Annotated in this window: 12 protein-coding genes; 5 read left to right on the forward strand and 7 right to left on the reverse strand. The window is 44.9% G+C overall.

The window, feature by feature from the left end; translation table 11 throughout:
• Positions 1-20 precede the first annotated feature (20 nt).
• Positions 21-443: a MarR family transcriptional regulator gene (locus MKZ13_RS10905; protein ID WP_076208963.1), complete on the reverse strand. Its 423-nt coding sequence runs from the start codon at positions 441-443 to the stop codon at positions 21-23.
• Positions 444-698: 255 nt separating this feature from the next.
• Here MKZ13_RS10905 and MKZ13_RS10910 point away from each other — a divergent pair, with 255 nt between their 5' ends.
• Complete coding sequence (locus MKZ13_RS10910; RefSeq protein ID WP_339183943.1) at positions 699-1172, forward strand: RbsD/FucU domain-containing protein; 474 nt, start codon at positions 699-701, stop codon at positions 1170-1172.
• Between the two features lie 4 nt (positions 1173-1176).
• On the opposite strand, the gene MKZ13_RS10915 is transcribed toward MKZ13_RS10910, so the two are convergent.
• The 4 genes from MKZ13_RS10915 to MKZ13_RS10930 are packed head-to-tail and all read right to left on the reverse strand — an operon-like array spanning position 1177 to position 5140.
• Positions 1177-2295: a GerAB/ArcD/ProY family transporter gene (locus MKZ13_RS10915; RefSeq protein WP_339183945.1), complete on the reverse strand. Its 1119-nt coding sequence runs from the start codon at positions 2293-2295 to the stop codon at positions 1177-1179.
• 2 nt (positions 2296-2297) lie between these two features.
• Complete coding sequence (locus tag MKZ13_RS10920) at positions 2298-2513, reverse strand: hypothetical protein (RefSeq protein ID WP_221824272.1); 216 nt, start codon at positions 2511-2513, stop codon at positions 2298-2300.
• Positions 2514-2549: 36 nt separating this feature from the next.
• The gene (locus MKZ13_RS10925; protein WP_221824270.1) at positions 2550-3668 is read right to left on the reverse strand and encodes a Ger(x)C family spore germination protein; all 1119 of its coding nucleotides are present in this window, start codon (positions 3666-3668) and stop codon (positions 2550-2552) included.
• Positions 3669-3694: 26 nt separating this feature from the next.
• Positions 3695-5140: a spore germination protein gene (locus tag MKZ13_RS10930; protein WP_339183947.1), complete on the reverse strand. Its 1446-nt coding sequence runs from the start codon at positions 5138-5140 to the stop codon at positions 3695-3697.
• Between the two features lie 243 nt (positions 5141-5383).
• Here MKZ13_RS10930 and MKZ13_RS10935 point away from each other — a divergent pair, with 243 nt between their 5' ends.
• Positions 5384-5842, forward strand: a complete 459-nt coding sequence (locus tag MKZ13_RS10935; protein ID WP_339183950.1) for a GNAT family N-acetyltransferase — start codon at positions 5384-5386, stop codon at positions 5840-5842.
• A gap of 86 nt (positions 5843-5928) precedes the next feature.
• The gene (locus MKZ13_RS10940; RefSeq protein ID WP_237176010.1) at positions 5929-6549 is read left to right on the forward strand and encodes a TraX family protein; all 621 of its coding nucleotides are present in this window, start codon (positions 5929-5931) and stop codon (positions 6547-6549) included.
• An 86-nt stretch (positions 6550-6635) separates the two neighbouring features.
• On the opposite strand, the gene MKZ13_RS10945 is transcribed toward MKZ13_RS10940, so the two are convergent.
• A complete protein-coding gene (locus MKZ13_RS10945) occupies positions 6636-10343 on the reverse strand; it encodes an amino acid adenylation domain-containing protein (RefSeq protein ID WP_339183952.1) in 3708 nt (1235 codons plus the stop codon).
• Positions 10344-10389: 46 nt separating this feature from the next.
• Entirely contained in the window at positions 10390-12132 is a 1743-nt protein-coding gene (locus MKZ13_RS10950; protein ID WP_339185380.1) for a methyl-accepting chemotaxis protein, read from the reverse strand.
• Between the two features lie 510 nt (positions 12133-12642).
• Between MKZ13_RS10950 and rpiA the strand changes: the two genes are divergently transcribed.
• Both rpiA and MKZ13_RS10960 read left to right on the forward strand, forming a co-directional pair.
• Entirely contained in the window at positions 12643-13314 is a 672-nt protein-coding gene (gene rpiA / locus MKZ13_RS10955; protein WP_047842431.1) for a ribose-5-phosphate isomerase RpiA, read from the forward strand.
• Positions 13277-13939, forward strand: coding sequence for a GNAT family protein (locus MKZ13_RS10960; RefSeq protein WP_339183954.1), 663 nt, complete (start codon positions 13277-13279; stop codon positions 13937-13939). Before rpiA ends, MKZ13_RS10960 begins: the two co-directional genes overlap by 38 nt.
• The last annotated feature ends 15 nt before the right edge of the window (positions 13940-13954 follow it).

Here is a 13954-nt window from a genome sequence, read left to right on the forward strand (position 1 = left end):
TCCCCCTGAGTTGTGATTCATTACAAGTTGCGGTTAATGAGGGAAAGAGTATGTTTAAATGCTTCCATCTGGTCTTCGGGTATACCTTCAGCAAGTTCTTTATTCATTTCTCTTTCAATCGGAACGAGGATATCAATTAACGCTTTGCCTTCTGTGGTGAGATATAACAGATAGGCTCTGCGATCCTGTTCACTGGTCCGGCGTTCTACCCAGCCTTTTTTCTCAAGCAGATCAATAATCCGCGCAGTGGTGGGTTGGTCTTTGAAGACACGTGCAGCGAGCTCCTTCTGATTCACACCTTCACCGCGGTCAACATTAAAGAGAACAGAAAATTGCTCTGTCGTAATATCATAAGGTTTGAATCGTGTTGCAAGTAAAGCTACAGCTTTACGATGTGTGAAACCCAGCATGAATCCAACAGATTGTTCCAGTGTATAGTCCATGTGATTGCTAGACCTCGCTTCCCTAATAAAATGTCCCAATCAATTAGTTGTTATAACAACTATATGTTAAACAAGTATTTTTGTCAAAATGAAATATTCTCATATTGAACGTACGGGTACGCTGTGCAATGATCTGAAAATACTGTTAGAATAGTAATGAAACCGCTTTTATGGAATCGATGTCTAGAGTGCTTGAAAAATGTAGAAAACCAATTTGCTCTAACAAATGTTGGAGATGACCAAGGAGAGCTGTGCATGCTAAAGAATATACCCGCAATATTACCTCCAGAGTTACTCAAAATCATGTCCGAAATGGGCCATGGAGACGAGTTGGTTCTGGCGGATGGCAATTTCCCCGCAGCCAGTCATGCCAAGCGACTGGTACGCTGTGATGCACTGGGAGTCGTTGAACTGCTGGATGCCATCCTGCAATTATATCCACTGGACACCTATGCTAAGCGTCCCGCTGCTGTCATGCAGGTTGTGGAAGGGGACCAGGTGATCCCGATCATATGGGAAGACTATCGCCGGTTGATTGAAGAATATGAAGGAATAACGGATGCTTTTGATCATGAAGAACGATTTGATTTTTATAATCGCGCTTCGAATGCCTATGTGATTGTTGCAACTGGTGAGCGAGCGCAATATGCCAATCTGATTTTGAAGAAAGGTGTCATTTTCCCCGATGCTGATCCTGGTCAGGAACAGCAGAATGCTGAATCGAACTGAATAATTACGGCGACGGAGCAGTGGATGCTCTGGTCGCCTTTTTATTTTTGCCATTGCGGAGCCAGTATACCAGAACGTACAGAATGGGCATGGATTCGATAAGTACCGTGTACAAAGGTACAGCGTAAGAGCGGATAGCCAACTCGTAAGAGGCGGCATCTCTGGCATATTGAAGGACAATGGCAGCAGCCGTTCCCCCAATTAGATACACAACAGATTTTTGCTGCCTGATCCCGCTGAGTTTGGAGAGACAGACGGAAGCGACATACAACAGAAATGAGCTGCGAGTGAACATCGTTGTTGACCAAATTGCGATCAGAACAGGGTCCAGATTATCCAGAAAATCTCCGTATCGCGCAAAGCGTACCATCTCAAGTAAAGGATAGCGAAGCCCGGCGGCAACATACGGACCAAAATTCATCAAGATGAATATCCAGAATACAACGATGAATATAACAACGGTGATGCCGGCAAATAACATGCTTTTCAGCATAGGACGCCTGAAAGCAACGACCGGTGCGAGGAAGAGGAAAAACATCCATTCGGAGAACCATGGCATGGTGGACAAAGAACCCATCATGATCTCACCCAGATCATGATGGGTTGCCATCGCAAGCAGTATGCCAGGATTGCCCCCACCCCCAACCGCCGGAATAAGTAAGCCGGAAGTGAGAAGCTGTACCAGAAAAATACCTTCCGACATAAATACAATGGTAACCAATCCTGAACGCGCAGTCAGGCAGATGCACAGCAAAGTGAGGGTTGATGTTAACCATATCGGAGTCTGTGGCAGATACATCGATTGCAGGAAGATAATGAAATTCTCCACATCAATGGACAACAAGTAGATACACAACATTACAATTAACCCGATATAAAAGCGATGCACAACCTTGCCCACGATATCTTCTCCATAGGAAATCCAGGGTTTGTCGGGGTTAATGGAACCCAAACGGTATGTAAAGAACAGAAAAATCAGACTGATTAAAAATCCGCCGATCGTGGATAACCATCCCTGATAGCCACTCATTTTGAATAAACGTTGCAGAAGAAAGGCAATGGGTTCGGAATACAGGTAAACAAACATGAAGCGGTAACCCTGCCCCGCAGTCAGATGGTTCATGGTTAATCTCCTTTCTTAATCATGTGATCAGCCCAGCCAAAGACCAACTGGATTACATCATTGGGATTAGGCCATGCTGACCAGCTTACAGCGAGCGTGTTCCATACGAGAAATAGGCCGAGCAGTATGAAATAGGCACGTCTGATTGTTTTTTTGCTTGTTTTTACAGATGACCAATCCAGTAAATACAGTCCCGCAAATACTAAAACGGCTAACACGTATGTAACCTCCTTAAAAATCCATTCCCGTGCAAGCTAGAAGCTTGACTCCGAGCCAACAAACTGAATGTTGATATTTGTGTTGACAGTAAACTGAAGATCATTCTTTACATAGTCGATCCATGTAGGCCGCAGCTTCTTCCATACCTTCGGATATCTCCATTCGAGCCGATATCCAAGCATGAGTATGTCGGAGCCTTGGTGTTTCGCGGTTTGAATGGCCTTAGTAAGATGAGCACTCACTTTTTCATTAGCAGCTTGTTCAATGTCCTTAATCCCAACAATATCTTCGGCCTTTAGTACAGGAATGACCGAATTCAACTCCGCTTTGCCCGACAAATTGATTACAAAATGTGGTTCACCATTCTGGAGCTTTACATGTATATCCGAATGCATGCGGTATAACTTCATGCTTGCTTTTTGTTTTTTGGTTCTAACCGAAATGGTCATCGAATCCAGGTTTTGTCCTGCCCAGGCAACAGCGCGTGCTTCATCCGGTGAGAGTGTTCCAACCATCCGCATCTGACTGAATATGGAGCCACCGATTTGACTGACCCACTTTTTGGATTCTCCCTCTTCACTGACCATGTTGGTTTGTTTGCTGCCTAACATCGATGAGGCAAATCCCTGATTCATTTTATCGGATGTAAATATGCTTAACACCTGGGTTTTTAGCAGGTTTTCCTCGGTGGAGAATTCCCGAAGCACGTCACTCGGCGTTTCTTCGAACACCGGAGTCAGATCAGAAACGTCCTTGGCTCTGCCATTCGCAACCATTACGTAGCTGCTCAGGTGGAAAAGGGGCTGACGTGCAATCCATTCCATCGTGTCTTCAATCCCCTCACGTGCATAAGCTTGGCCAAAGACAATCACTCGCGTATGTCCCCAGGATATTTTACGTGTCAAGTCTGTCTGGATACGCTCTATCGCATCGGCAATTGTCGGTGCAGTTGCCGAAACCGCTGCATAGGGATCTTTGCCTGTACCCCCACCTTCGGGAGAAAGACGATTGGGGAGCGGCATGCTAAGGGTGACCTCGATCTCTCCAGGAGTATCTGCTTTGTCCACGTACATGGCCGTAATAAAGGTGCGCTCATTAATCTCGACTTTCGACCAGCATCCGGTACATAACAGACAACAAATAATGACGACCATAAGTGGAAGGGGAGACTTTCGAAATATTATGATGTATCCTGCCTCCTTTCATTATCGGTCGCATAGGCTTTGGTTCGTTTTTTCATCAAGAACCAAGGTACCCGAATAAACGTATCCTTAAAATCACGCAGGACGAGTGGGGCAAAAGGCTGCATGTACGGAACACCAAATGAACGCATGCTGACCATATACCAGTACAACAGATAGATAGAAATGACTACACCGAATAGGCCCAGTGTTCCACCCATCAACAGGACAGGAAAGCGGAGCAGTCGGAAGGCCAGACCTAACTCGAAATGCGGAATAATAAAGGCTGCAATGCCTGTAATGGACACCACAATAACCAAAGGGGCAGAGACTATACCTGCCTGTACAGCAGCTTGTCCAATGACAATACCGCCAATAATAGAAACCGTCTGTCCAAGCGGCTTGGGAATACGTATTCCGGCTTCACGTAATCCTTCGAAGGTAATCTCCATAATGAAGGCTTCAATTAATGCCGGAAAAGGAATGTTCTCTCTCGCGGAGGCAATTGTAATGAGCAGATTGGTTGGAATGATCTCGGGATGAAATGTAGTAACTGCTACATATACGGAGGGCAGCAGGAAAGCAATGACGGCAAACAGCAAACGGATAATTCGGATAAATGAAGCCGAATGGAACCGCTGATAATAGTCCTCGGACGACTGCATCAAAGAGAAAAATGTGACTGGAATAAGCAGGGAGAAGGGTGTTCCATCCTGCATGACCCCGATTCGTCCTTCTACGAGAGCAGCTGCAACGGTATCTGGTCTTTCGGTATATTGATACTGTGGAAATGGAGAAAGCGGATGGTCTTCCAGAAACTCTGATAGATAGCTGACCCCGAGACTGCTGTCCATATCAATCTCACCCAGACTGGTTAATACATTTTCCAAAATCTCAGGTTTGCATAATCCTTGAATGTAAATAACAAAAACTTCGGTTTTGGTATATTTGCCGATGGTAAATTTGATCATTTTAAAATCGGAATGTTTGATTTTGTGTCGCAGCAGAGACATATTTACATTAATATCTTCGATAAATGCTTCCTGGGGGCCAACGACGACGACTTCATTTGTTGATTCAGGTACGGAGCGCTTCTGATAATATTGAATTGAAAAAATGATCATGCCAGACATGCCTTCGATATAGAGTGCTGCGTTACCGGTTACGATATCATCTACCAACGTTTCCGCTGAATCCCTGTGCTCGTTTTCAAGAGAAAAAAAGGTTCCGCTCACGACTTGCGTAATGAAATCGGGACCGACCTCGTTCCGTGCAGCCTCCTCAAGCAAAGGCTTGACAATAGCTTCACGCATGATCTGTGTATCGACAATAGATTGAATATAGAGCAAAGTGCAATGGAGCGGACCGATCTGAAGAGGCTGATAGATCATATCTGCCACGCCGACTAGACGTGATTGCACCTGTATCAGAATGCTTTCTTTCATAGATCCCTTCCTCCTAAATCAATGAATGGTTCGGTTGCCTGTCCGCTATGAGCGATACTATAGTGTGCAACGCTTCGACTGAAATATACTCCGAACGATGAATGTTCGGTATCTCTAGAGAAAAGTTCTGGATACTACAAACATTGATACAGATGATGAATGGGGAAAGGGAGGGGACTGTTTTACAATTGAAGAAATACAAACGATGAGACGATGGTCTCCATCCCAGAGGAGTTGAGTGAAATGCAGCATCGAATCAGACAAGCGGGTCTTTCAGATTGTAACGAAGTGGGACAAATGTTCAATGAGTACAGGATGTTCTACAACCAAAATGCTGCCATTGAGGCAGCACGTCAGTATATTAGAGAACGAATGGAACGCCATGAATCGGTGATTTTGGTAGCAGAAAAGCCACTCTCGGATGGCTTAATTTGTACTGGATTCGTTCAGTTATATCCCAGTTTCAGTTCGGTATCGATGGGGCCTGTTTGGGTGCTTAATGATCTATATGTGCATCCGAATTATCGTCAGCAAGGCATTGCGAGGAAGCTCTTGCAAGTAGCCAAGCAATTGGCATCTGAGCGTGGAGTTCTTCGTATATCACTCTCAACTGAGTTAAGTAACAAGCAAGCCCAAGCTTTATATGAATCCGAAGGATATGCACAGGATACCAAATTCATGTATTATGAACTTAATGTATAAAGGGATGCTCCAAAAGGCGCAATATATAAGCCTATATAAATGAATGGCAGACTCGTGTCGTCGGGAACAAGGGGGGGAGTCGCAACATGATGCAGTGGATTGCCATGATCACGATGTTAATTGATCATATAGGAGCTGTCTTTTTTCCACATATTATAGAGTTGAGGATCATAGGTCGTATCGCTTTTCCAATCTATGCATTTGCAGTATATATCGGTTATAAACATACACGAGACGTACAAAAATACATATGGCGGCTGTTCTGGATCGCGATCATATCACAGGTGCCGTTTATGGCTGCGTTTAATCATTATTCTCTGAACGTGGTATGGACATTATGGTCAGCCCTGTTGGTATTATTCGTTATTGATAAATTGCCATCCAAACTATTGGGGATTCCGATTGTAATTGGAGCAGGTTGGTTCATGGAAATTAGCCAAATGGATTACGGGATGTACGGGTTGTTATTGGTTCTGTTATTCCGCTATTTCCAGGGTCCTGTACTTGTCGTGGCACATGTCTTGTTAAATGCACTATATCTTCTGCTGCATAACAGCTCTGTGCAAATGTATAGTGTGCTCGCAACCGCCGGCATTGCTATTGCTCAGTATTACCAAGCGGGATTCCGTATGAAGGGGCCACGTTGGGTGTGGCGCTATTTCTATCCTGCGCATCTCGCCATTATTGCAATTATCCGATGGGTCTAAAAGAATGATCCAAAAATGCGAAGTAAAGAAGCCATCTTATCGTCAGTGAATGACGATAGATGGCTTCTCTTCGTGATAGTGTGAACTTACTCCATTGCTGTAGAAGTGCCGTTATGGTGGCGGATTGCAGACGGGAAATATCCAATCTGAACGGCGTAGTCCAACATGGCGGAGATGAAGCGATCATCTGTTCTCGCACATGAGATTCCGGCAGGCTCCACATAAGCCGTTGTGACAGGGCAAGCATAGACATATGCTGAATCCTTCGCACCGTCGCCTTCAAGCTGTGCAATAGCCAACTGAAGAGCTTCCGGCTCCTTGCTGATGCTTGCATCGAACAACCAGCGTGTGTAATCCGCGAATGGTAGCGTCTCGACTTCGTAACCAGCCCGATTCACAGAACGGATCAGCTCATCATAGCGGATAGGCTCCGGATTACAGATGTGGAATACACGACCGGCGGTATCCTGACGTAAGGCCAGATGAACGATCGCTTCACTTGCATAGTTAATCGGTGTGAAATCAACCATCCAGTCTGCCGCAGGAGCCTTGCCGAGCAATAACATCGCTTTGATCATACGATAGAAGGCGTTGCTGTCAATATTGGACTGGAAGCGTCCAGTCTCAGAGTGGCAAGTGAGGTTACCTGCACGATAGATGCTGACAGGTACTCCTTGCTCAGCGGCAATCATGAGCACTTTCTCGGCTTCAAGCTTGCTGTCCGAATACTGGTTGTCCACATGCAAGTCAGCGGGGAACCGATCATATTGCAGGGAAGATTCCCATTGTCCGCTGAGTGCCAGATCTTCCGGAATACCCATCGTGGATACATGGTGGAAGGAGGCACCTGGTTTGCTGCGAATCAAGTCTAACAATGCGACCGTTCCTTCCACGTTTGTTTTGGCGAACTGATCGGCATCTCCGAAATGACGTACGTCTGCAGCGCAGTGGATAACACGGTCAATTCGATCTTGTACATATGCCGTTTGTTCAGCGGATAGACCGAGATTAGGTTGTTCGAGATCCCCTTCAATAATCTCCACACGAGTGGAGAGCTGGTCAGTCAGTTGTTTGCCGAAATAACCTTCCAGTACGTTAGTCAAACGTTCCATTGCAGTTATTCCATTGGATGGTCGACGAACAAGGGTGTAGATTCGTGTACTGGAATTCAGAATTAACTGTTGCAGCACATGAGAGCCCAGATAACCAGTTGCTCCGGTCAGTAACACATGCTCAGGTTCACGAATGAGCGGATACCCCAACTGGGATGTTAGCTCCACAGGGTGTTCGGATAATTGTGTAATCATACCATCGGTCACCACTGAATCCGTAACTTCTGCTGCACTGAGAGACAATACTTCCACACGACGAGCGAGAGCGCGGACTGTTTTCTCGGCAAAGAAATCGGCAATTTTCAGTTGCGGATAATGTGGCTTCAAAATGACCAGTACATGAATGACCCGGAGTGAATCCCCACCAATATTGAAGAAGCTGTCTTCGACACCGAAGTCATCATGCTGAAGGATTTCTTTCCATGCGTCCAGGATAATGGATTCCGTCTCCGTCTCAGGCATGACTCGGTCAGGACGATCTTCATGTCGTTCCACATGAGGCAGGGATACCATCGCTTTGCGATTGATTTTTCCAGTCGGTGCAATCGGCATTTCATCCAGCTGACAGATCCACTTCGGTACAAAATAAGAAGGAAGTTTCTCCGTCAGTTCTGCCTTGATGTCCGAAACAGAGAGCGTACTGCCATCTTTCGATGTAAAGTAACCAACCAGCATATTTTGTCCGTCGGATTCTTTCTTCGGAATGACGGCAACGTTCTGGATCTGATCAAGCCGTGCAAAGTGATCTTCAATCTCCCCAATCTCAATCCGGTGACCACGAATTTTTAGCTGTGAGTCACTGCGACCAACATATTCAAGCAACCCGGAATCCAGCAATTTGGCAATATCGCCAGATTTGTAGATTTTCTCACCTATGGCAAACGGGTTCTCAATGAATGCTTGCTCTGTACGTTCTGGTTGATTCAGATAACCTTTGGCCAGTGCAGGGGTAGAAATATATACCTCACCAGGTACACCTGCGGGACAGAGCTGTTGTTCTTCATTTACAATGTATACTTTATAGTTATGAATCGGTTTACCGATAGGGATGTTCACCACATGTTCGGGAACCTGCTCACTGATGCGGTGAGTAGTTGTGGCTACTGTACATTCGGTAGGTCCGTACACATTAACAATATCAATCTGGTTTCCAAATTTACGCTGGAAGGCACGAACTTGTTCACCATATAACGCTTCTCCGGCTACAGTAATGATTCTGACTTTGGCCAGCTTGTGGAAACCTTCATCGGATAAGTAGGAAGCAAGCTGATTGAAGAAAATCGTAGGCAGTATCGTAATGATGGTTGTTCCTGTCCGTTCAATTGCACTTGCGAACTCTTCAACGGATACACGTTCTTCCGCAGACAATAGATATAATTCTGCTCCATAGAACAAGGCGCCAATGGTATCCCACACGGATGCATCAAAGCTGTATGTGGCAAACTGGGTTAATACATCACCTGGTTGAATGTCACAATCACGCTGAACCACACTGCCAAGATTGGTTACACCCCGGTGGGCAATCAGTGCACCTTTGGGTTTACCGGTCGACCCTGACGTATAGATAATATACGCAAGATCATCTGGCTGAATATCCAGATTGGGATTACTTGCTGCAAATCCGGCTAAACGACCATCCACAGCGAGAATCTGACGGACCGTAGCTATACTGGAGAACAAGCTGGAAGCTTGGGCATAAGAAGCCTCCGTTGTCAGCACGAATGAGGACGCCGTATCTTCCACGATATAACTGTTACGTTCTTGTGGATGCTCAGGGTCGATCGGAACATATGCACCACCTGCTTTCAGAATACCAAGCAGAGAGATGATGGTCTCCAGACTTCGATCCATAAAGATACTGACGAATTCACCTTTCTGCAATCCATTGGATAACAGAACACGTGCAACCTGATTAGCTCGTTCATTCAATTCCCTGTACGTATAACTTTTGGATGGCGATGTTATCGCCGGTGAATCCGGATATGCCGCTGCCGTTGCTTCGAACCAGCCATGAACCGTTTGGTTCTCTGGTTCGAGAACAAAAGTATCGTTCATTTCACGGTAAAGCAATCGATCTGAGGCGGAAAGAATATCTACCGTACCGATTGCTTTTTCACCGTCACGCACTAGGGCGAGTAGAAGAGTCTGATAATATTCTGCATATCTCAGCACGGTAGACTCTTTCAACAGTGAACTATCATAGAACAGATCGAGAATGAGCATGTTCTGATCATCTCGAACGTTCCAGTTTAATATTTGAGGAGCTTGAGGCAACTGCACACTATTCAGCATAAAAAACGTTTCAGGGTATCCACCGTTTTGCAACGTGTATTCAATCTTGAGCTGCTCTGACACCTCATGACATAGTTGGCTGAAGGTCAATTTTCCCTGAATCTGTAATGAAAGATAGGAAGCTGCCTGATCTGGGGAAAGTATACCTATGGCAAGTTCCTGTTCAGCTGACAATCGGAATAACAAGGCTGCATAAGCTGAGAGGAGTACCGGGTACACCATCTGTTCTCCATACTTCTGTTTAAGTTCACGGCTCAGAGAAGCATGTAATGTGATTTGAGCAGACTGATAAGAGAATGATTGTTGACGTCGCCCAAAATCCAGTGGAATCTGCAGAACTGGCAAGCTAGATTCCGTGGAATGGGAAGAAGATGCTTGGTTTTCAATCACTTCAGTTATTCCTCCTTGGTTCAAACCGAATGTTTTTGGATTTGAATTATTGTTTGCTTACATTGAAATGAGAGATCAATTCTTGGAGTTCCTCAGACATGCTGTTAAGACGTGTGGAGGAGTCTACCAGTGTAATCAAAGATGCTTTTTGCTCATCAACAGATGAGGAAATCTGTTCACTGCTGTTTGCTGTCTTACTTACGCTTGAAGACAAGTCGTCTGCTGTAGCGGTCATTTCCTCCGTACCCGCAGAGATTTCTTCCGTCGCGCTTGATACTTCCTGAATCTGATTAGATACCTTTTTCGCTGCTTCTAAAATATCTTCGAACAGTTGTCCTGTTTGATCGGCTACGCTGAGCCCTGTATCTACTTCTGAAGTACCTTGTTCCATAGCACGTACAGCTTGTTTAATTCCAGCTTGAATCTCTTGGATCAACACGCCAACCTGGCTGGTTGCTTGTTCAGACTGCTCGGCAAGTTTGCGTACTTCACCTGCAACAACTGCAAATCCTCTTCCTTCTTCACCAACACGAGCTGCTTCAATGGATGCATTAAGAGCAAGCAAGTTGGTCTGGCTGGAGATTCCCGAGATAATATTGAGAATATCGCCGATTTCCTGTGAACGACTCTCCAGAACCTCAATGGCAGAAGCGGTATTCTTAACCGATTCCGTAATCAGATTCATCTGTTCAGATACCTGACGGACAACGCTGTTACCTTGTTGCGAACGACGTTCCATCTCATAGGCTTCATCCGCTACACTTGCCGAGCTGCTGGCAATCGTCTGGATTACGGTAGCCATCTCGGACATGGCACGTGCACTATCCCGGGTTGCCTGTTCCTGTGAACGAATGTTGGAAGTAATTTGAGTCACATTATTATTAATAGAATCTGCATTCTCACTGTTGCGCTCGGAAACTTCATATAGCTCTTTGGCAGACTGATTTACTTCTTGAGATGTGATTTGCACTTTTACGATCGTATCGTTGATTTTGCGAACCATGGTGTTGAACTTCTCGTTAACGAGTCCCAGATCGTCTTTGCCTGTCGGAATGTTGACATTCAAATTACCCCGACTGACGTCATCAATTCCTTTGATCAAGTGACGGATAGGGGAAAGTGTGTTTTTAACTACAAGGTATTGGATAATCAGGAATAACAGCAAGAAGGCCACAAGGATGATAATTCCGTTTTTGAGCAAGGAGTTCAGTCCCGCGGGTACGGCTGATGCATCTGCATCAACGGCAAAATATGAGAAAATCTTACCGTTGCTGTCTTTGATAGGATATGCAATGGTTGTCCATGTACCGAAATCATCAGAATAAAATGTTGTGAATGTTGGGCGATCCGTATTAAGCATTTCTTTCAGTGCATTGGCTACAACGACTGGCTGCTCATACATGTCACCAATATTTACGTTCTCACTTTGAAAAGCCTCTCTTAGGTTGGTCGGCATCGCTACAAGGGAAGTTAATCTCTTGTTATCGCCACCGAGCTCAACACCGAAGATGTAGGCTTGTGCAATGTTAGGATAATATTCTTGCATTTCATCGAAATACGCTCGTAATTTCGTTTGTGTTGCTCCATCATAGCTACCTTCCATAATAGCAGCTTGTACCTCGGCAGGATTGATATCTTCAGCCCACTTCTTGGTAATTTGCTCCACCTGTCCATGCAGTTGATCAACAAGAACTGTTTTTTGAAAATAGTAACTGCTTGCGATAAGTGCTACCCCGATGATAACGATATTAGTAAATGAGAGTAACAAATTTTTGGAGAAAAACGACATGCTTTTCCAACTTAATGATTTCACTAAATTCCACTCCTGATCTTCTTTAAATTAAGAAACTTTAGGTTTGCATTGGTACAGTGAACTAGATCATTCCGTGATCCCCTCCAAAGGAATTTTATGCGACCATGGTCTTGGTTTATCAGTCGCTTTCGTAGAGACTTATGTACCGTATGAACCATAGGTGTCTAATTATTAAAACACATCTATAATTAATATGTCGTATAAAATGTCGTTAAATTGAATAGTATCGTTAAAATTTTTTTAATATTTTACGTATTTATGGACATATCAGATGGTTTATAGGTATTTAGAACTGTTTATTTTAAAATTTCCCATTTTTTAGCTTCATTCTGTATTCTATAACATGGTGGGTAAAAATACATCCTTCAACCAAACAAAAATATGTTGGCAAAGATGCAACAGAAGGCACGGATATACATCGGAAGCGGTTTTATCTATAATAACTACATATGCATTTCTCAAATTATGAGCAGCGGGGGTTTATAGATGAATCTTAAACAGATAGCAGCAGAGCGTGCGGCAGAATATGTTGAGGATGGAATGAAGGTTGGATTGGGTACAGGTTCAACAGCTTATTATGCCATCTGCCGAATCGGTGAGCGGGTACGCGATGGATTGAACATTCAAGCGGTTGCCACTTCAGAGGCTTCGGACAAACTTGCCCGTGAATGGGGGATTCCCATCGTCCCATTTGACCAGATTGGACGTCTGGATCTGACCATTGATGGCGCTGATGAGGTAGATCCCGAATTTAACCTGATTAAAGGGGGGGGCGGGGCTCTTTTGCGTGAGAAAATCGTGGCAGCCAATAGTGACAAATTGATTATTGTGGCGGATGGCAGCAAAGCCGTGCAAAAGTTGGGGAAATTCCCGCTTCCAGTTGAGGTGGTTCCATTTGCTTCTGAGTGGACCTTCCAGGCGCTCGAAAAATTGGGGTGTCAACCACAGTGGCGGATGGATGGACAGCAACGTTATCTGACAGACAATGGAAACCTGATAGCAGATTGCCACTTGGAGGCGATTGATCACGCTGCCGATCTTAATGTTCAATTGAACATGTTACCAGGTGTTGTTGATAACGGACTATTTGTGGATATGGCTAGTACAGTCATTCTTGCCAATGCGGACGGAAGTATCGAAGAGCTTCATCGTTCTTAATATGGAAGAGGGTGCTTTTCATCGTATGAAAGAACTGCCAATCGTTGATGGTGAACTTGTACTCAGGTGTGTGGAGAAAGAGGATCTGAAAGAACTCTATGAATTGATCTACAGTGATGACGTACCTGAATGGAAGCAATGGGATGCACCCTATTACCCACTTAAACACGAAAGTTATGAAAGTTTTGAACAAGGTATGCTCAAACGTATGGACGTAGATCCAGGCGATTCCAAACCCGTATCAATCCGTATTATTGAATCCGACAGACAAATTGTGGGTACAGTCAGCTATTACATAGAAGATGAGTTATCCATGTGGCTGGAAATGGGGATTGTAATATACAGATCTGTTCAGTGGGGACGTGGGGTTGGCACACGTTCACTTGTCATGTGGTCAAGTCATTTGTTTGAACAGCTGCCTTTGGTTCGGGTTGGATTGACTACTTGGTCTGGTAATGAACGAATGATGCGTGCGGCTGTGAAAGCCGGACTACAGGTGGAGGGGCGAATGCGGAAGTGTCGTATCGTTCGCGGGCAGTACTATGATTCAATTCGTATGGGGATGCTCCGTGAGGAGTGGGAGCAGAGGCTGGCCCCCCATACGAGCCGAAATGTAAACAACTGATGGAGGATTATTGAA

It is taken from the genome of Paenibacillus sp. FSL R5-0701, from assembly GCF_037973995.1.
Taxonomy (GTDB): Bacteria; Bacillota; Bacilli; order Paenibacillales; family Paenibacillaceae; genus Paenibacillus.